General features: G+C 57.4%; 19 protein-coding genes. 11 read left to right on the top strand and 8 right to left on the bottom strand.

Annotation, left to right across the window (positions count from 1 at the left end; translation table 11 throughout):
• Positions 1-149: 149 nt before the first annotated feature.
• The 4 genes from U5A67_RS14470 to U5A67_RS14485 form a co-directional block, all read right to left on the bottom strand.
• Positions 150-707 (bottom strand): HAD domain-containing protein, encoded by a 558-nt coding sequence (locus tag U5A67_RS14470; protein WP_321815137.1) that lies wholly within the window; start codon positions 705-707, stop codon positions 150-152.
• Positions 700-1,101 carry a hypothetical protein gene (locus U5A67_RS14475; RefSeq protein WP_321815136.1) on the bottom strand — a complete coding sequence of 134 codons (402 nt, stop codon included), beginning with the start codon at positions 1,099-1,101 and terminating at the stop codon, positions 700-702. The genes U5A67_RS14470 and U5A67_RS14475 overlap by 8 nt, the downstream gene beginning before the upstream one ends.
• Before the next feature lie 753 nt (positions 1,102-1,854).
• The gene (locus U5A67_RS14480; RefSeq protein ID WP_321959715.1) at positions 1,855-2,097 is read right to left on the bottom strand and encodes a BPSL0761 family protein; all 243 of its coding nucleotides are present in this window, start codon (positions 2,095-2,097) and stop codon (positions 1,855-1,857) included.
• Between the two features lie 191 nt (positions 2,098-2,288).
• Positions 2,289-2,960 (bottom strand): DUF6471 domain-containing protein, encoded by a 672-nt coding sequence (locus tag U5A67_RS14485; RefSeq protein WP_321815134.1) that lies wholly within the window; start codon positions 2,958-2,960, stop codon positions 2,289-2,291.
• A 511-nt stretch (positions 2,961-3,471) separates the two neighbouring features.
• Here U5A67_RS14485 and U5A67_RS14490 point away from each other — a divergent pair.
• The 9 genes from U5A67_RS14490 (at position 3,472) to U5A67_RS14530 (ending at position 13,752) form a co-directional block, all read left to right on the top strand.
• Positions 3,472-4,956 (top strand): hypothetical protein, encoded by a 1,485-nt coding sequence (locus U5A67_RS14490; protein WP_321815133.1) that lies wholly within the window; start codon positions 3,472-3,474, stop codon positions 4,954-4,956.
• A complete protein-coding gene (locus U5A67_RS14495) occupies positions 4,953-6,212 on the top strand; it encodes a TnsD family Tn7-like transposition protein (RefSeq protein ID WP_321815132.1) in 1,260 nt (419 codons plus the stop codon). The genes U5A67_RS14490 and U5A67_RS14495 overlap by 4 nt, the downstream gene beginning before the upstream one ends.
• 337 nt (positions 6,213-6,549) lie before the next feature.
• A complete protein-coding gene (locus U5A67_RS14500) occupies positions 6,550-7,917 on the top strand; it encodes a hypothetical protein (protein ID WP_321815131.1) in 1,368 nt (455 codons plus the stop codon).
• A gap of 8 nt (positions 7,918-7,925) precedes the next feature.
• A complete protein-coding gene (locus U5A67_RS14505; protein WP_321815130.1) occupies positions 7,926-8,864 on the top strand; it encodes a hypothetical protein in 939 nt (312 codons plus the stop codon).
• Positions 8,865-8,882: 18 nt separating this feature from the next.
• Complete coding sequence (locus U5A67_RS14510) at positions 8,883-11,270, top strand: hypothetical protein (protein WP_321815129.1); 2,388 nt, start codon at positions 8,883-8,885, stop codon at positions 11,268-11,270.
• Positions 11,271-12,164: 894 nt separating this feature from the next.
• Positions 12,165-12,485 carry a hypothetical protein gene (locus tag U5A67_RS14515; RefSeq protein ID WP_321815128.1) on the top strand — a complete coding sequence of 107 codons (321 nt, stop codon included), beginning with the start codon at positions 12,165-12,167 and terminating at the stop codon, positions 12,483-12,485.
• Positions 12,486-12,568: 83 nt separating this feature from the next.
• Positions 12,569-12,802, top strand: a complete 234-nt coding sequence (locus U5A67_RS14520) for a hypothetical protein (RefSeq protein WP_241023958.1) — start codon at positions 12,569-12,571, stop codon at positions 12,800-12,802.
• Positions 12,803-12,948: 146 nt separating this feature from the next.
• A complete protein-coding gene (locus U5A67_RS14525; RefSeq protein WP_205985365.1) occupies positions 12,949-13,290 on the top strand; it encodes an H-NS family nucleoid-associated regulatory protein in 342 nt (113 codons plus the stop codon).
• 201 nt (positions 13,291-13,491) lie between these two features.
• On the top strand, positions 13,492-13,752 hold the full coding sequence (locus U5A67_RS14530) for a DUF4148 domain-containing protein (protein ID WP_205985366.1): 261 nt from the start codon (positions 13,492-13,494) through the stop codon (positions 13,750-13,752).
• Positions 13,753-13,958: 206 nt separating this feature from the next.
• On the opposite strand, the gene U5A67_RS14535 is transcribed toward U5A67_RS14530, so the two are convergent.
• From U5A67_RS14535 to U5A67_RS14545, 3 genes are all read right to left on the bottom strand, one after another.
• Complete coding sequence (locus U5A67_RS14535; protein ID WP_321815127.1) at positions 13,959-14,318, bottom strand: hypothetical protein; 360 nt, start codon at positions 14,316-14,318, stop codon at positions 13,959-13,961.
• Positions 14,319-14,445: 127 nt separating this feature from the next.
• Positions 14,446-14,640, bottom strand: a complete 195-nt coding sequence (locus U5A67_RS14540) for a YqaE/Pmp3 family membrane protein (protein WP_205985368.1) — start codon at positions 14,638-14,640, stop codon at positions 14,446-14,448.
• 37 nt (positions 14,641-14,677) lie between these two features.
• On the bottom strand, positions 14,678-14,872 hold the full coding sequence (locus U5A67_RS14545; RefSeq protein WP_205985369.1) for a DUF1653 domain-containing protein: 195 nt from the start codon (positions 14,870-14,872) through the stop codon (positions 14,678-14,680).
• 263 nt (positions 14,873-15,135) lie between these two features.
• Between U5A67_RS14545 and U5A67_RS14550 the strand changes: the two genes are divergently transcribed.
• Entirely contained in the window at positions 15,136-15,351 is a 216-nt protein-coding gene (locus tag U5A67_RS14550; protein WP_205985370.1) for a hypothetical protein, read from the top strand.
• 44 nt (positions 15,352-15,395) lie between these two features.
• On the opposite strand, the gene U5A67_RS14555 is transcribed toward U5A67_RS14550, so the two are convergent.
• The gene (locus tag U5A67_RS14555; protein ID WP_321815126.1) at positions 15,396-16,133 is read right to left on the bottom strand and encodes a GntR family transcriptional regulator; all 738 of its coding nucleotides are present in this window, start codon (positions 16,131-16,133) and stop codon (positions 15,396-15,398) included.
• Positions 16,134-16,303: 170 nt separating this feature from the next.
• Here U5A67_RS14555 and U5A67_RS14560 point away from each other — a divergent pair, with 170 nt between their 5' ends.
• The gene (locus tag U5A67_RS14560) at positions 16,304-17,560 is read left to right on the top strand and encodes a cyanate transporter (RefSeq protein ID WP_321815125.1); all 1,257 of its coding nucleotides are present in this window, start codon (positions 16,304-16,306) and stop codon (positions 17,558-17,560) included.
• Positions 17,561-17,811 lie beyond the last annotated feature (251 nt).

A 17,811-nucleotide genomic window follows, 5' to 3' on the forward strand; every position in this document is an offset into this window, starting at 1 on the left:
ACCGACGTACGAGCGTTCACCGAATTTTTAATCACTGACGATCCGGAAAAAATCTTGTACCAGTCAATTCTGGATGAACCTCAATACATGTAGCCAGTCAGCATCGGATCTCCAACAGCTGACATAACACTTGTGCATACAGGATGTCGTCAGGACGGACCGTTGTGAGCGCCGTGTACTTCGACGAGCCAGTCTCGGATCCGGTTCTGTACCTTCGCGTCCCCGATGCCGCGACGCGGGTCGAGCAATTCGAGATGTGGCTCCAGTTGCAAAAAATCGGTACTCAGACTGCGCGCACCGTAGACGGAATCATCAAGTGCGAGCCAGTTCTTCAGCCTGTGTTGGAATACATATGCGCGAATTATGTAAGTACGGGCGATGCCAATCTTCCAGTCGCCAAACCGCGCCTTATACCCCTGCGTCGTGCCGACCACCCGGCTCGCGAGCGGCGGCGGAAGATATGAAACGACCTGATCTATGGATAGTTTTCCGAGCCAGGAAGTGGTCAGAACGATTTCGACATCAGGCCAAGGCATAAGCAAACTGACAAGGATCGGAGCAAATTCAAAAAGTAGACTTCCAGTATCGAGCGATATCTCACCGCTTTCGCCAAGCAACGCATGGCCGCGATGAAGGGTTCCGTCGTAGTCAACAAAGAGCGTTGGCGTTGGCGCGTTCAGAACTAGCAGAGGTAAAGACTTATTCATTGTTGACGTCTTCGTGCTGCGGACAACGCGTCTTGATCCAACCATTTCGAACCAACTTGCCGCGATTGCCACACACGTCACAAAGGCGGGCACTCATCGTCTCAGCTAGTTGGATCATGCCCGCCTGTTCATCATTCTGACCGCACGCGCAAAAGCGTAGCCCTCCTAATTTCTCCTTCACTTCGACTGCAACAACTTGCGGAGCTCCATTTTTTGTCGCGTGTTGAAGGTTCAAACATAGGACGTCGATCAGGTCATACCATCCATCGCCACATTCGAAGCCCCTGGCGGCAAATTGTGACGTCGCGGCCCCTCCATCGGAGCAAAGAGTCTTCTCAACAGCAAAGATCAGCGAGTAGGAGGTGCACAGCTTGGCTTCCAATTCAGGACTCAATTGCATGCTCCATTGTTGGTCTTTCGACGAGCAGATGTAGGCGGCGCTTACGTGGACAGTAATAGCGAGATATTCGAAACCTGTACTCCTTCGAATCGCCCGGGGGCAGCCGCTCGACTGTCTTTCCGTCAAAAGATCCGGCCTCAGCACACAACGGGTCATAGCGCGCCAGGATTGAACCCCAGTGTGCTCAGGTAATCCGTTGGACGCCAAAGCCATTCGCGAGTGGCCATTCTTCGATCACTGCAATCCGAGAAGGCCAGCTCGATCTGGCCGAAGACGAGATCTACCGGTCGCTCCGCGATACTTCAGAGGACTTGCAGACTGCGCACGACCAGAAGCCGGGTCAAGCCGCTCAATTCTTGCCAACAACCCGCGATCTCACGACTCTTGATTCAGGAATCTGCGCGCGCATTGACGCAGTCAGCGTCTTGGCGGTCAGTAACAGAGAGCACGCGTCATCTTGCAGGTCAGAATCGAATAGCGCGCCTCCGTAGTGGCCGCATACCACGCCGAAAGCGGGTTGCCCTTCAGGCCTTTCCCGTTTAGCGACGTATTGCAGTTGTTGAGCGAGGCGAGTTCGCGCGCAACAGTCTCTGCAGCACTCTCGGCCCTTCAGCGGAAACGCTACGCCGGCGGACTGCACAGACGCTTCGCGTACGTCACCGAGAACGTTTCCAAGAAACTCGCGCGTCGTTAGCCGCGATACCGCGACTTCAGATTCGGTGAAATCCGCGGACTGGCCATTTGAGTCTATTGCTGCTCGGGGCGAGCCCAGACGCTAGGCAAGACCACAGCTGACACATCTATATCGATATGCTGGGGGTAGTGCCGGAGAAGCCCGACCGCGACCGATTGCACAAGACCCGAGATGGTGATTTCGCCGCCACGTGCAAGCAACTCAAGAAACTCTCGCGTATCGACAACAGACCTGGTTCTTTCGTCGGGCGTCGTCATTTCTCTGACCTTTATTAAGTTAGCACAAGGCGAAGTCATGAAATCCTGTCACCGCCCCGTCCCTAGCCCATGCCGGGAACGCGCCGCTCAAATCGGGTAGGCGCGCGCCAGATCGGTGAGTACCACTCCGAACTCGCAACGTAATTAAATCGGCAGTAAAAATCGCCGATTTCAATTCTAGACTACAGCGAGAAAAGAGCAAGGAGCGCCGTCTGACGCAATCATCCAAACTACCTGATGGGAACTGCGCGCGCGGCTGCGACTAGATCCTGGTAGTCAATCCAGTGGTCGAGACTCGAACTGCCCAACGCCACAACGCATTGCAGGAACTCCGGGAGAGAAATCGTGCCCTGCTCCAGGTGCGAAACCAATGTCCCCTCGGAAAAAGTTGCTCCGAGACGAACCATTCGATGTGCAAGCTCTTCAAAAGAGACCATAGGTTGCCGGGACAATTCCATCAAACAAACGGCTCTGGCACGTTGCTCCCAAGTACCGGGGATGGATAGCACGCCACCCCAAAGTGTCGGCAAATTCGCACCGGTGACCGAATAGATTTGAAGCAGCAGGCTCAACCTGACACGCCCCCGAGAGACGCGAGACGCCAGTGCCCGCTCGCTCTCCTTTACGCCGAGCGGGAGCAAATTTTCGGACAACTGCGCGTAACTGAAATCCTTTCTTACGAGGAGACCACGCACTAGACGCGCAGCCAGATTGGACCAGGGCGTTTCTTCTTCGCGCACAGCACCCCTTGTATCTAAATAAAAATGAGCTAGGATTAAAGACAGAAAAATCGCCAAAAACACAGCGAACTTCTCTTGCGTCTTTTCGCGATAGATGATGGTTACGACATGATGGTTTGGAGCCGATTGTACCCGGCGAAGATCGACCTTCTTGCGTTGCAAGGCAGAGCACCGGATCGCACAGGCGCGGAGTGACAGAACCTCCGATTGAGCCGCGCTCAAACCGGACTAGTCAAGGGGGGGGAACTTCAAGGGAAACCACAGCGGAGAACGGACACTTGCGCGGACTGAAGATATTGGGGAAAATACCGCCCGGCCAGCCGAAATACCAACGGCAGACGCATAAAACCCCAATCTTAAGCAGTATAGCGCAGAAAGGCGTTTTGTCAACCCTCTTGCCCCTAGGCGAGTACGTGCGCAAGCCTTTTGCACAACCGAATCAATTCCGGAGAGACTGCTTGCCTTAGCCCAGATTCGCAGAAACACCGATCAGAAATGAAAAACGGCGACTAAGGTTCCCGCCCTAGCCGCCGCCTGATGGTGCACTCCCAAGAGGCCCCACCGCTGTCGCGCGCGAATCGTCTCACATGAGGAGTGCCCAGTCAACCCCTGCCCGCGAATTTGCGGACGTGCAGGGGGGGGCGAAGTCGTCCTTGAAATTTGTGAGAAAACCATGCAGCAGCCTATTCCCAGCGACACCACAGAGGTTCTACCTGCCTCGCCCCACCACGCCGCTACCGGCCTTACAGAAATCGCCGTGAATTCGCCCTTCGGCGAACTGCCACATCTGGCCCCTAAAATTGTCGCACTGCCTGGCGAGAATCCAGCCTTTCGCTCTTTGCCCAATTTCTCCAATGCAATGCAAGCACGCAGAGCAATCGAACACGTCCCTGACATTGCTAGTGGCTATCTGTCGGTCGATGAGCAGATCATCCTTGGCACCCCAGTGCTTGGCAGCTTGATACTCGATTTGACCGCGTCCGCCCGTGCAAGCGCGTACGAGCGCAATCTCGCGAGCGAGCAGTTCCGGGCGAAGGTGATGACAGCGCACCAGGTCGCTCTCCAGAGAGAGAGAAATCGGTGCTCGCCGGTCCCGGCTACCGTGGCGCTGCCCGGCGTTCCTGCAAAGGTTCACTTTGCAGTAGTGGGACACGGGCTTGGACAGCGCGCGCTCATCCACGCATGCCAGCGCGTATTCGGAAAGAGCAATCGCGCCGTCGATGTACCTGTCGCGGATGGCGGAGGATGGATTCGCTTCTTCCGAATGGATACTCTGGTCCACGAATTCCCGTCCAGTGGCAGCGCGCGGGCTTTCTATCTGGCGCTTGCGCGGAAAGTAGATGGGGTACTCCTCACAGGCTTCCGCTATGGTCGCTTCAGTTCGTCAAAAATCAGCGACGAAGAAGCCACCGTGGCAACTCAGGCAATGCTCCTGTCTATCAATCTCGGCGTCTTGATAATTGGACCGGTTTCAACTCGCGAATCCGACCCAACACGCGCAGCGGCCGTGTGGAGCTTGCTAGCGACAGTAGCCGCAGAAACCGGTATCCCCGTGCTCATTGTGGCGACGGCCGGCGCTGCCGTGAATCTGATTGAGCACAGCGGGGCACAACCTGACCTATCGCGCGGCGGCGTCTACGACATTGCGCCGTTTGGCATGTCATCAAAAGCGTGGCGGAACGTCGCCCTCATGCTTTGGATGAAGTACCTCAGAGCTTTTGCGGAAACTCCGCCCGAGTGGTTCTACTCGGCAATTTGGGCGCAAACTCTTGGCCGTATCGAACTCGCAGTGAAAGTGGCCGCACACATCGGACGCGCCTGGGCATCTTCAAATTTCGTTTGCACGTCTTTGACGAAGACTAAATTCAAGGAGCAGGCACACACCGCGCTAGCCCTCGAAGCACCTCGTCTTGGCGCCATTCGCAGCGCTCTGCGCGGCGGCAATTTCTCGCGAGCGCAGGTCATGAGAAATGCGGATTGGCTGCCGTTGCAGATGGTCATCGAATCGCTGCCGAGCCTTGATGCGCCGGACGACTGGTTCGCGAAAAAGCACTATCAGTCGAACAGGCTTGTAAAAGCCAAGACCTCGCTCTCAGTCGAGAGGGATAACGCAGCCGGCCACAATGCTTCGTCACAGGTGTCGGGAGCAGCGTCATGAGTAGCCGCACTTATTTCCCCCCCGCGCTCGACGAGACGGCCGTGTCTATCCTCGCGATGGTCGTCAGAACAACAGGCTCCGACGAAGCCCGACGGCTACATTGCGCGTACCAACAGCGAGCGAATCCGCTGGCAAATTCGCTGCCCTGCCGTGCGCAACGCTTCTGCGCGTGTACGGAGAACGCGTATGGCAACGTTCCGCAAGTCCTGTGTAGGCACTCTTTAATGTACTGGTACGCGCTCGGCATGACGCCGACCGATGCGGATGAACTTGCTCTGTCGCTCGCCGATGGCAATCGACGCACGCCCTGCCCGCGTTTCGACGCCCTCCTAAGCTGCGGCGACCGTACAGCACTGCTTTGCCCTGAATGCGCGGCTCAAGACTGGCGCAAGTACGGCAGAGCAGCGAATCACTGCCTTCACTGTGTGGATTACGTTACGCGATGCCCATATCACGAAGCGCTCCTCCAATCCGACGGCGACGGGAGCAGGTTCGAGGCGCAGTTCATACGGCCCGAATCGGCCGAAGCACGCGCGAACTCGATGCGTTACGCACGACTCGCTGCCAACCTGGCCAACATGTGCCCACGAGAGCCCGCTCTTCCGGCCATTATCGGCCTGCTCACACTGAAAAATTTTATCTCCGAGTCGGGACGTGTCCACTCTTCGGCGCTCGCCCGCGAGTTCAAAAGCTACTTCAATGCCGGATTCGAAGACCCGCGGTTGACACACATAGCCGCGCACGAATGCTTCGTTGAGTTCGCGATGGACGCGATCCGTCAGTCACGCCCCGTGCATCCAACGCTCGTGACGCTATTGCTAATGCTAGCGCGTGAGGTGCCACCCCTGCCGTCCCAGCGCCCCCAGCTCCGACCACGCACCACACGCACGCCGCCTGAAACGACGTTGACCAGGAAACGGACTGCGTGGCTGGCTGTGCGCGCGCTCGCTATTGAAGTTTCGCGCAGCGACACGCGAACACGAGCTCCCGCGTTGTGGACATGGCTCTACCGCCACGATAGGTCGTGGCTGGAGGCCAACCAGTTGCCCGTTCGAGCCAACTCCGCCGGGCGAAAACCGAGAGCATCACGGTCGACGGTGGTTGAAGCGATTATCAAGGCAAGCGTTCTCGACAGTCAGTCGATTGGATACGCTTCGCGCCGAGAGTCTGCATATGAAACGCGGCTTACCTTCGGTATTCGTGAGTACGCGCTCAACAAGATGAAGAGAACGCTGCTCGAAGCGACCCGCACGTAACGCCTGCCCCCTTTTGATCAAGCAAGACACCGCTACTTCGCGAGGAGTAAGCACAGCCCAAGCCTTTCCTCAAACGTCCGCACATCTTCGTGGCGAAATTTGAATTGTTTCTCCCACAATCTTGCCCCTCGAAGTAGCACGATCATAATTTCGCATGACGAAACTAATTGCACCTACTCTAATAACGTCTATTTCAAAGGACGAACTGCTTCCGTTTTACTTTGTAAGAGTCGCCGACCGCGCTTATCACAATTGCCATCCTCAAACGTGGTACGCGCCTAGTCGACTGGATTCAATTCTCGAATCATTCCTTGGAACCGATGGAGACTTCACACACATGGAACCGTTCAACAGCTTCCTCCCGCTGCAATCGCGACTCCTCACTCCAAAGGATGTTGAGGTTGTGAGGAAGCACTATGCTAATAGCGCGGTCCACGGAATTATGGCGATCCTCGGCATGAATGGCCCCAATGGCGGCTGGGCAAAGACCATTCCATCGTTCTGCGTTGAGTGCCTAACGGAAGATATCGCACTGTGTGGCGCGCCATTCTGGAATCGCGCGAATCTCGTTCCAGGAATCCTCTTCTGTTCGAGGCACGGAATTCCGCTTTCATCTGCGACATGCGACAACTGCATCACGCGATCGCTTCACCCAGACCATCACGCACGCCCCGGTTTGCATTGTGGTTGCGGAATTGCACCTCTGCCTGGGTCGACCGACTTATCTAGTGAACGTCAGGAGCAAGAGCTCGAACTGCATCGTGTAACGCGGAAGCTACTGGACCCAAGTTATCTCCCAAATATCACAAGGGACACGCTGGCAAAAGCTATTCAACAAAGAAGTGAGGAGATTGGGCTTGTCCAAGGAACAACGTTGAATCTCCGTCGGGTTCGAGAGTTCTTTAATGCGCACCCGTGGCGACTGGTGCTCGAGCGAATGAGGATTCTGGGACACGTTCAGTCGAAACCAGGGTATCTGAAAGGGAGTCTGCTTTTTAGAAATCCATTGCAGAGCGTTGCGCTAACGTGTGTACTCTTCGACAACTGGTCGAAGGTGGAAGAAATAATCGAAAAATCGAATCACCCGTTTGGCTACAAAAATACTACTGAACCACTACAAGCTCACAATCAATACAATAATTTTAGAAAACACAAATATAGACTGCCTTGGTTTGAAGAATGTCGTAGAAAATTCTTTCTACCTTATTCACAAAAATATTCCGACATACACGCAAAAAATCGAAACCTAACCCATACTGAAATCACATATATTATTGGTGGGTATGCCAGAAATATATTGACAAAAGAATTGTTACATCAAGCTGGAATTGATGTTCCATTTTATAAACTGAGTGTTGATATGTATGCTCAGTTAGATATTGACATCGCAGAACAAATATTCAACAAGAACGATGAACTCATCGCTCGTGGACACTGCGGGAAAATACACGCTCGAATGCTCTTGCAGGATTTCGGGATTGGAAAATATAAACTCCTGAAAGGATATGTGCCGTTTTCTGATGCTGCTCTACACGTGTGCATGAACACGAAGCAACCGTCGTCACTCACAACAAAAACAGTTCCCCATAGCGCTGCTAGTGCGCGTCGGCCACGCTCTGTCAAATTACCCGTGTTAATTGAAAGCATTGTTCAATTCTCGGCGACATCTCCCAATGTCGTTGAAGCAGACTCACCTAACACATGAACCGTACCATGAATTCAAAGGCCAGCAGCATTTCATCTGGTGTTCGACACCGTAGACCATTCATCAGCACGACGCCAGATTTCAATAGGCCGATAGTCAGAAAATCGCCTCCAGTCCCAAGAGCTGACGATACGCACGCAGCACTGATTGCCCGGACGGATTTTCGGCTCCTAGAGTTGCCACGGCCGTTCGCGACGCCACCAGGTATCGTATTGCCGGAGTTCGACGAATATGGCTGGGAACACGGAGAGTCGTACGAGGCAATGCTGGAAGCCCGTAAGCCATCTCTGGCCACCCGAGCCGCGTTTCACGGCTTCTACCACGGGCGACGCTATGAAGCGCTTGCGCTGACGGAGTTTGGCATACAACTCGCCATGCTTTTCAACCCATATGTCCTGGACTTTCGCGAGCAGTACGGCATCTACTCCCCCGCAGCCTACTGGCGCGCACGCGCGCGCGGGCAGCGGCTCCCTCGTTCGCAGATGACAACCATCGACATCATCATCACTTATGCGCTTCCGCCTCACTTCGAGCTGAGATATCACGCGATATCAGTGAAGTCGGCGGAGTATGTGCCAGATGAAAAAGACATGAAGCGAGAGATTAAGGAGCGCAGGCTTGCCGATGAAAGGCACTGGACTTGGGAGCTGATGCGATCGAGCGTAGTTCCCCACCAAGAAGTGAATAACTACGTGTTTCTCTGGACACTTATCAGGCTGACGCCCGTCCGTCAGCTCTATGAACACTCTCGGCAATTTGCCCACTATCTGATGACGCACAGCACAAGCGGCAAGCTCAATTCAGTGCTCGAACGGTGCGCCCGAGGGTCCAGAGTTAGCGCGGACGATGCTTATCGGCTGTTTGCTTCGGCAATCTCATACGGCTTTCTCACAATCGATCACTCGAAGCCGCTCGGTAAATTCGAACCGCTATTTTTGCTTGACTAAACTGCAACGGAGATTTTAATGTCAGAACTCGCAACTCCGCCCCTACCGAGAGTGGTGACCGACACCCTGCTCGGCAGCAAGATTCTCGATAGCTACCATCAGCATGTTTGGCCGGCAGGCCTGGTACGATTCGGAGCTTTCACACGTGATAGAGAAAAGGGCCGCTTCATTTTCCGCCCTGTCACCTGGGATGCTTCCGCACGCTCACTGTACGTGCTACGCATCGCAGCGGAGGCTAAACCATCCCCGCGAGGCACCGGACGCTGGGAACGCTGGCAAATTGATGCGAAAGATAGGCCGCTCGATGACGTCCGGCTGGTTTCTTCCGAGATGGTGACCCCAGCGAACCTTGCTGAACTGGACAAGCCGATTTTGCCTTCCAGCCTTGCAGGAAAGAATCGGCGTGACGCTATCGTCGAAGCGTTCTGCAAGGTTGACATCGAAATCGACGGAGAAAAACATCGTGTATTCAATCCGTTTGTGCTCAGCGACGCAAAAGAACGGTCAGAGGCATTGCGCTATATCTATCAAGCTATGGAGCAAAAACCGGGATATCAGACCTACATACTTGAACTGTTCCACAAATACGTTCACAACGGCGGCGCTGTCCGTGGGCTGGCAAGACGCACAGATTTGCAAGGCGGCCCCGGGGAATCACGAGTCGGTACCAACAAGATACGTCCAGGGCCAAAGACACGGGCGGAAAGCCGCGCAGAAATGCGAACGAAAATGGCCGGAGCAGCGCCAATTGCGCGACGTGGCTCCGTACGGCCGTCGGATATCAAAAAGTTCGTCGAGGCGCTGCAAGAGTTTTACATTGAAGGGAAGCAGACGCTGAAGAGCACGTACGCCTCGATGCTCGGCAAGCAATATGCGCGATACCCTCGCCGTCTTGTACCTCGCGAAGAACAGTTCTTGTATCACTGTCGCGCGCGGCTGCTCGAAAAAGGAGATGCACGTAGGAAGCGGATTGGTCGCCGGCTAGCGATACAGTATGCAACGGCGCGAACTGGTCAAGCGACACGCATGACCTTCGGAATGAACGCAGAGGTTGTCGATGTCGACGGCTTCGTGGCAAAGATTCCAGTCGCAGCACTCATCAAGGGAAAAATTGAAGACGTTTACCTCACCATCATTTTTGCAGTTTCACGGCGCACCGGCGCCGTTGTCGGATACGAGATTGCAATGGAAGGAGAGAAATCCGAGGCATTCCGGCGATGTATCGCGTCAATCTATATACCCAAAGAAAAGCGCGCGAAGGAGTTAGGACTTAAATATTGGAAACATCTGGTCCATGGTTCCATCGAAGCGGTCTTCGTAGACAACGGCGCAGGCACCGCTGATGACGTGAACGCCGCCTGCACGGAAATGCGGCTGATTCAGTTCTATGCGCCACCGCAACGGGGCGACCTGAAATCTGTTGGTGAGAGCCTGAACAACCTCATGGTCCAGCTGTTGAAGGACCTTGTGGGCGGCTATACGCGCGAGAAGGACTTCTTCGCGCAAGAACTCCGCAAAATTAAACGTGAAGACCAGCCCATCACCGTAGAGCAATTGGAAACGTTTTTGCTCATGGCAATTCAGCACGTCAATCGGTTTGCGAACAAACGACATTTGCGTAGTGAGGCGATGCGACAGACCAAAGAGTGCTCGATTAACCCATCGTCGCTCTGGCGCTGGTACCAGAAGCGACGCGTTGCCGACCAACGTGTCGACTTAACGCCCGAAGAAGCTTGGGCACGATTCATCCCTTGGCAGACGGCAACGGTGCGCGGCGGGAAGGTCAGATTCCTCTGCAAGCGGTGGACGTCGGACGGCTTAGAACAACTCTACAACGAACACATGCGCAAGCACGGAGGAAAGGCCGGCGGAGCCAACAAACCTTTGAACGTCGAGTTTAAGCGAGTCGGCACGCACGCGACGAAGTTGTTGTGGCGCTCCTCTGATGGTCGCGGCGGAGAACTTCACCTGACACAGGAAGATGCCGCAATGCTGGGCGTGATGACCTGGAAGGAGCTTGAGTTGCGCAATGCGGACGACGCCGAAACTGCAGACAAAGACAAAACTGCCGAAGCGAGAAGCCGTAGCAAATTGACGTTGTCGTCAAAGCAACAGAAGCAAACCGACAAGGCCGAGAAGAACCGCGCGAAGCCAGAAACTGTCCTCGAAGGGAGCAACATCAAGGAGGCGAGGAAGAATGCACGGGTCCGACAGGACGCGCGTCGTTTCGCAGATGAATCTACCATCGCAGAGGCTAGCAACACGTTCTCGGCTGTGCAGGCCGAAGTGTTTGAGTACGGCGGAGCCGAAGTGCTGATGTCGACCTCAGATGACGCCTACGACGATGACTTCGCCGCGCGTCTTCTCGCGCAGCTCGGAGAGGTTCCGGGCGGCGCACACCCGTAAGTGACCTGAGAGCATGCCGTCGGTTGCTAAGCGCACTGAGTCACCGGCGGCGAAATACCCCCATACCAGAATGGATTCGCGGATTGCAAACAGGCTGCGCTAAATTAGGTCGCAATCATGAATCGAAATAACCAACGTCAAGGTGATGTTCACGACCGGCATCAAGATGGTCGGCAGACGTTTTTTGAGACGCTAATGGAGTACCGGCGCGCACTCGAAAGAGAATTCGAGATTGAGTTGCTCGATTCGCCGCGATGTAGCGAGACAGTCGAGGAGCGCCTCGCACGTGTTCACTCAACTCCCGGACTCGAGGCGGCTCTCGTCGAACAAAGGCGCCAATTCGTGCAGAGAATCAAAGCAGCGTCAGGTCAGGGATGACGCCCCAGAAGCAAGTGAGCTGAGGCAAGGCGGCGGCGCTCGACCGCGGTGAGGTCTCGGTGCGGCGCCGCCTTAAGTGAAACTATTCGAAGTGCGCGGATTTTGCCGTGTTGCCGAGCAACGACAGATTTTTCGCACTTTTTCAGAACGTTGGCCTTGGGCATCGCAAACTGCTAGACCAATGATTGGAAAGGATATTTCCTTGTTCTTAAGTGAAACCGCCAGCTGCTTTAAGTGAAACTATTCGAAGTTGCTAGGCGCAGGACAGCGCGTTCCGCCCCCCAAATGCGTTCACCTGCTGGTCGCGATCTTTCGTATTGCCGTTTTTCAGCGTTCCTTTGCAGTTCATTTATTGCGCAATCCGAAACCCGTTCGCATCACGCTTTATCTGCGTTCCGGATATGACATGCGCTGTTACCAATCTCGCAGCATCGTTTCACCTATATCCAGGACCGCGCAATAGACTCCGGACCGTACTCAACCTGCACGCACTCGAGGTGCGCTGGAGTAGCGAAAATGAACAAAACGATGGTCGGTCTCGTATTGGGCGCGGCGGCACTGGCCGCATCGACGGCAGCGAGCGCTCATGTGGATCTCGCGGTGGGAATCGGCGTACCTGGCGTTGCCTACGCGCCTGAGCCAGAATATGTCGCTCCGCCGCCGCCCGTCGCCTACGCACCGCCCCCGCCGCCCCCGCCGCCGGTTGCACTGGCGTATCGCGACGACGATGACTGGCGTGCGCGCGAGTGGCGCGAACATGAATGGCGGGAACACGAACGCCGCGAGCATCGTTGGCGCGAGCACGAGTGGCGCGATCATGGCGACTGGGGCAATTAAGCCGATTATTTAAATCAATGGCTTGAAACGATTTAGCACTGCATTATGAAAAAGGCTTAAACATGAGTTTCAAAAGACATAGAATGACGATGCTGTTCGCCGCCGCAACTTTGGGTCTGGCCGCAGCCGGATCGGCCAACGCCGCTGGCTGCCTCAAAGGCGCAGTAGTCGGCGGCGTGGCCGGACATTACGCGGGTCACCATGCCGTCGTCGGGGCGGTTGGCGGCTGTATGGTTGGCCATCACATGGCAAAGAAGCAAGCCGAGGAACGCGCAGCGCAACGGCAGGACATTCACGAGCATCCGCCAACCACCTGATGGCTTGAAATCAGGTCGGCAAATGTGCGGAGAATCGCTCTGGCAGTGCCTTTCGACGGCATTGCAGTGCCGACCTGTGCTATCCTGGCGGAATACGACTTGTACCAGCCCGATCGATGGCTGCGTGCCGAGCGGGGACACCCAGGATGGATGAAAGAAAGCGAGATAGTATTGTGGCCTATCTGCAACGCAGAATGGCCGAGTTTGGTATTACGCCCGAGATTATTGCGAACTCGATAGCCGAAGATCAGCGCCGTAATAGCGCGGTCAGGTATCGGGACGCTTCCGGTAATAGCTGGGACGGCCAGGGCGCAACGCCGCAATGGGTCGTTAATGCGACCAGTGCAGGGCAATCCATTGAACATTTTGCGGTCCGCCCAGCAGGCGAATCGGAATCGGCGAAACGCTCCGGTGTGAACTGGAAAGACGATCCTTTTGCCGGCACCCGGCTCGCGACCGTTAAAGCTGAAAATCTGCAGGCCTCCTGAAACACGTGTTTGCGGCGTGTCGGCGCACCTTCGCGCCTCACGAGCGAAATAATCAGACAATTACCCGTGTCGATTGTTGTCGCCAGGAGAACACTGAATTCGTTTTCTAGGTATTTACCCTAGCCCTCCGAACGCCTACATTGGCGGCATGGGTTACGCCATCGCGCGAACCCTTCAAAAAAGAAATCGGAGGTAGTGGAAATGAAATCGCTTCTTGGAGCCGCGCTCCTCGCCGCAGTTGTCGCCGTCCCGGCCGTGTCGTACGCTCAATCGCAACAGCAACCGGTCACACGCGCCGAAGTTCGCGCCGAACTGGCCCAGCTGCGCGCAGCCGGCTACGATCCGAACGACTGGATGCACTATCCGCAAAACGTTCAGGCTGCTGAACAGAAGATCGCTGCTGAAAAGGCCAATACGGCTTACGGTCCGTCGACCGGCAGCACGTCGCAGTCTGGCCAGTAAGCGTATCGGCGCATCGAGGTTGCAGGTTTGCAGCCTTTGGTACGTAACGTAGCGCCCAATGCAATCAGGCCCGCCGCTCGTTTAGAGCCGCGGGCCTGATCGTTTTCCGGCCATGCCTTGTGCCGATGCATGTACGCGCTGCATCCCTGCCGGGTTGCAGCGCGATGTGTGGCGGGTTTCGATGACGGCCTGCCACTTACCGGTCACTACCGGCCGCCACCGCCGTGGCCGCCTCCTCCGCCGTGTCCACCGCCACCGCGGCCACCGCCGCCGCCGCCATGACCGCCGCCCGGCGGACCCCACGGTCCACCATGGCCGCCGCCATGTCCACCGCCCCAACCGCCGCCCGGGCCGCCGTGATCGCCACCGTGCCAATGGCCGCGATCACCACCGCCACCACCGCCCCAGACACCGATATTGACGCTGCCGTAGGCCGGCGCGACATACCCTGGCGCGTAGCCGTAGTCGTAATAGCCCGGTTGACCGTATCCATAACCATAGCCCGGCGCCACAGCACACCCACCGAGCAAGGCGGCCGCACCGGCAATCAGCAAATATTTCAACATGACACGCTCCCTTTCCATATGTAAGAAAGCGGAGCCGCTATGAAGTTCTCGCTGAATTGTGAGCGCAGTTTACGAGTGTAACGATTACCCGCGGATCGACTGCGGATCGACTACGCGGGCACTGCCTTTAATTGCGACGGCCGAAAGCGTCGTTGATCTTGCGGTCGGTTTGAAACTGGCTGAGCGAATAAACCGCCCAGATGGCGGCGGGAATCCAGCCAATCAGCGTAATTTGCAGAATCAGGCAAATGATGCCGGCGATCGGGCGGCCGATCGTGAAAAACAGCAACCAGGGAACGATAAGCGCAATCAGAAGACGCATCTTGATTAAGACCTCGTAGACAAAGCCGATAGAAAAATCAGTTCACGGGAGCGAAACGCGGCACGAGCGCGCCTTCGAATTCGACCATTTCGAAGAACACGGAAGCCGGACGCGTCCAGATCGTGCCATTGGCCGCGCGGTACACGATCATCGTGACCGTTGGGTCGGATTCGAGTGTCGCCTCGCAAACGAGTTCATAAAAACCGCCTTTGTAGTGCCGGTAACGCACCATGATGTTTCCCTCATCGATTGCGCAAGACTGTCTTGCATGATGCGCTAGTGTAGCAATCGCACATGCAAGCCGTGTTACGGGCATTCGCGCGAACGAAGCCGCATCGGATTTCGCGGCGAGCGAGCCAGCTTTATTGATACGCAGTCCAGATTAAATCTGCATGTTTTATCGCTACGCTATGGGCGTTTATTTTTTTCCAGGGTAGCGCGCGGCTTTTTGTCGTGCAATAACGCTAGTATTGCCACACTCGCTGGAGCCATGCGATGGCCACGCTCGAAGCTTTCCGCACCGTTCTCGATGATCCGCATACGCCCGAGATCATCCGCAATCACATTATCGATTCGCTGCAATATGCGCTGCGCAATCACGGCCAGATTTTCGCCGCCAAGGAAGTCGAATGGCTCGCGACCTGGGACGATGCGCGTATTCCGCTGGCGGCATCGAAGGAATTAAACCGGCGCGTCGCCGAAACGCGCTAGTTGCTCGCGCGGCCTGCGCGCCATAGCGGCCTGGTTTTACGGGCCTATTGCGCCAGTCCGGCGAATACCGCCTTCAGATCGTGCCCTGATCGCAGGCGCGCCTGACGCACGACCCGCTCTTCGATCTCGTCGAGGTGCTCGCGCATGGCCGCGAGCGCTGCGGCCTGTTCGCCGCTTTCCAGCACTTCGATAATCTGCGCGTGCTCGTCCGGCGCGCATAAGGTCGCCTTCGACGGATCGAACAAGGCTTTGTACAGCTCCGTCTTCGCCACCAGTTGCGCGAGCGCGGACACCAGCGCCTCGCCACCCGCCAGCTCGGTCAGCACCAGATGAAACTGGCCCGCGAGGCGCACCGCTTCGTCCACGCGGCCTTCGCGCACGGCCTTTTTTTCGCTGCGTACGTGCGCGGCCAGCTTGCGGCGCATGCCGGCGTCCAGCGCGCCGCACAGACTCACGACCACGCCCGCTTCCACCACCTGCCGCGCCCGATACGCAGCGCGAATATCTTCTTCCGATGGCGACGGCACGAACGCCCCGCGATTCGGTTCGAGCACGAGCTTGCCCTCGAAGCCCAGTCGCGCCAGCACCTTGCGCAGCGCGCCGCGCGTGCAGCCGAACGCCGCCGCCAGTTCCCGCTCGACCAGTTGCTGGCCCGGCGCGAGCTTGCCTTGCAGCAGCGCCGAATCGATCGAAGCGTAGACCTGTGCCTCGACATCGGCATCGTCGGGAGTAGACGATTGTGGCGAGTCGGTCGAGCGTGCGGAGCGGGTCGAAGAAACCATGAAACCGTGTGCGGAAAAGGAGCCAGACGGCATTGTAGCGAGGCCTCCGGCCAGGCGTAACCCGCCATAAGGTGGGTGATGCCGCTATACACAGCATAGCGGCATCACCCATATTGTTGACAATCACTAGGTATAATGGTCAACCAAATGTATCGTAAAAGGTTGACCGCATGTCTCTCGCATCCGACCCCGCACACTCTCAGTCATCCGGCGCCAGTGCCGTCGTCTGGTACGCCACCATCGTCGCCATCGGGCTGAATCTGCGCCCGCTGCTCACGTCGATCAGCCCGCTGATGACGACGATCCGCGACGCCACCGGCCTGTCGTTCTATGGCGCTTCGCTGCTCACCAGCCTGCCCGTGGTGGCGATGGGTCTGGGCGCGTTCGGCACCGGCCTGCTGGCGCGCAAGGTCGGCGAGACGCGTGGCGTGGCGCTCGGGCTGATTGCGATTGCGGCGGCCTGCGGCGCGCGCGCGTTCGCCTCGACGGGCGGCGCCCTCATGCTCACCGCAACGGCGGCGGGCGCGGGCGTGGCGGCCATCCAGGCGCTCCTGCCGGCGGTGATGAAGCAGCGCTTCGCGCATCGCGTCCCGTTGGCGATGGGGCTGTTCTCGGCGTCGATCATGGGCGGCGGCGGGCTGGGCGCGAGCCTGAGCCCGCTCGCGGCGCGTCTGGGCGGTTCGTGGCATCTGGCGCTAGCAATCTGGGCCGTGCCCGCGCTGGCCGCACTCGTGTTGTGGGGATGGCTCAATCGGGGCGCGCGAGCGGCTGCGGGCGCGACGCCAGCGCAGGCGCAGGCGCAACAACACCAAGCCGCCGTGCCGGTCTGGAAAAAGCGCCGCGCCTGGACGCTCGGCCTGCATTTCGGCCTCGTCAACGGTGGCTATACGAGTCTCGTCGCCTGGCTGCCTGCGTATTACCAGCAGCATGGCGCGAGCGTCGCGGCGAGCGGTTCGCTGCTGGCCGCGATGACAGTCTTCCAGGCCGCCTGCGCCCTGCTGCTGCCGCTTGCGGCGGCGCGCTTCACGGACCGCCGCCCCTGGCTGATCGCCGGGCTGTGTCTCCAATGGATCGGCGTGGTGGGCCTCGCCGCGTGGCCCGAGGCCGCGCCGTTGCTGTGGGTCGCCGCCGCTGGCGCGGGTCTGGGCGGCACGTTCTCCGTCACGCTCGTGACCGCGCTCGATCATTCCGGCGACCACCGTATCGCGGCGAAGCTCATCGCGTTCGTGCAGGGGCTCGGCTTCGTGATCGCCGCGCTTGCGCCGGTCGTGGCCGGCCGCGTGCGCGATCTCACGGGCGGATTCACGGCGGCGTGGGTCATGCTCGCCGTGTCGATTACCGCGATGATCGTGCTGACGCTGGCCTTCTCGCCGCGCAGTTACGGACGCTGGCTCGGCCTGCATGGCGGACCGCTTCTGGAGCGCTGATCCGTCACTGAAACAGGTCGCTGCATCGTCGGAAAAAGTCCGCAAGAACCGATTCGCAGGGCATGCAAAAGCGCCGTTTTGGCGCAACACTCGCACGCCTCGAACCGTCAAACGTTTGCATTCACCGCTGTACGAATGTACAGTGCGTGCAGCCCGGTTGCCGTACCGGGCTTCGCCGCCTTCGGGCGTGCCCGCCCAGTCCGCGCCACGCGCGAGACGGCGCGGCAAGGCGGGTCTGTTCATCAAAACGG

This window comes from Paraburkholderia sp. J69-1, from assembly GCF_905220255.1.
Classification (GTDB): Bacteria; Pseudomonadota; Gammaproteobacteria; order Burkholderiales; family Burkholderiaceae; genus Paraburkholderia.

What these genes read in the sequence shown, in the direction of transcription:
- U5A67_RS14470 (WP_321815137.1), bottom strand. Translation starts at nt 707, where the DNA reads ATGAATAAGTCTTTACCTCTGCTAGTTCTGAACGCGCCAACGCCAACG.
- U5A67_RS14480 (WP_321959715.1), bottom strand. Translation starts at nt 2,097, where the DNA reads ATGACTTCGCCTTGTGCTAACTTAATAAAGGTCAGAGAAATGACGACG.
- U5A67_RS14490 (WP_321815133.1), top strand. Translation starts at nt 3,472, where the DNA reads ATGCAGCAGCCTATTCCCAGCGACACCACAGAGGTTCTACCTGCCTCG.
- U5A67_RS14495 (WP_321815132.1), top strand. Translation starts at nt 4,953, where the DNA reads ATGAGTAGCCGCACTTATTTCCCCCCCGCGCTCGACGAGACGGCCGTG.
- U5A67_RS14500 (WP_321815131.1), top strand. Translation starts at nt 6,550, where the DNA reads ATGGAACCGTTCAACAGCTTCCTCCCGCTGCAATCGCGACTCCTCACT.
- U5A67_RS14505 (WP_321815130.1), top strand. Translation starts at nt 7,926, where the DNA reads ATGAATTCAAAGGCCAGCAGCATTTCATCTGGTGTTCGACACCGTAGA.
- U5A67_RS14510 (WP_321815129.1), top strand. Translation starts at nt 8,883, where the DNA reads ATGTCAGAACTCGCAACTCCGCCCCTACCGAGAGTGGTGACCGACACC.
- U5A67_RS14515 (WP_321815128.1), top strand. Translation starts at nt 12,165, where the DNA reads ATGAACAAAACGATGGTCGGTCTCGTATTGGGCGCGGCGGCACTGGCC.
- U5A67_RS14520 (WP_241023958.1), top strand. Translation starts at nt 12,569, where the DNA reads ATGACGATGCTGTTCGCCGCCGCAACTTTGGGTCTGGCCGCAGCCGGA.
- U5A67_RS14525 (WP_205985365.1), top strand. Translation starts at nt 12,949, where the DNA reads ATGGATGAAAGAAAGCGAGATAGTATTGTGGCCTATCTGCAACGCAGA.
- U5A67_RS14530 (WP_205985366.1), top strand. Translation starts at nt 13,492, where the DNA reads ATGAAATCGCTTCTTGGAGCCGCGCTCCTCGCCGCAGTTGTCGCCGTC.
- U5A67_RS14535 (WP_321815127.1), bottom strand. Translation starts at nt 14,318, where the DNA reads ATGTTGAAATATTTGCTGATTGCCGGTGCGGCCGCCTTGCTCGGTGGG.
- U5A67_RS14540 (WP_205985368.1), bottom strand. Translation starts at nt 14,640, where the DNA reads ATGCGTCTTCTGATTGCGCTTATCGTTCCCTGGTTGCTGTTTTTCACG.
- U5A67_RS14545 (WP_205985369.1), bottom strand. Translation starts at nt 14,872, where the DNA reads ATGGTGCGTTACCGGCACTACAAAGGCGGTTTTTATGAACTCGTTTGC.
- U5A67_RS14550 (WP_205985370.1), top strand. Translation starts at nt 15,136, where the DNA reads ATGGCCACGCTCGAAGCTTTCCGCACCGTTCTCGATGATCCGCATACG.
- U5A67_RS14555 (WP_321815126.1), bottom strand. Translation starts at nt 16,133, where the DNA reads ATGGTTTCTTCGACCCGCTCCGCACGCTCGACCGACTCGCCACAATCG.
- U5A67_RS14560 (WP_321815125.1), top strand. Translation starts at nt 16,304, where the DNA reads ATGTCTCTCGCATCCGACCCCGCACACTCTCAGTCATCCGGCGCCAGT.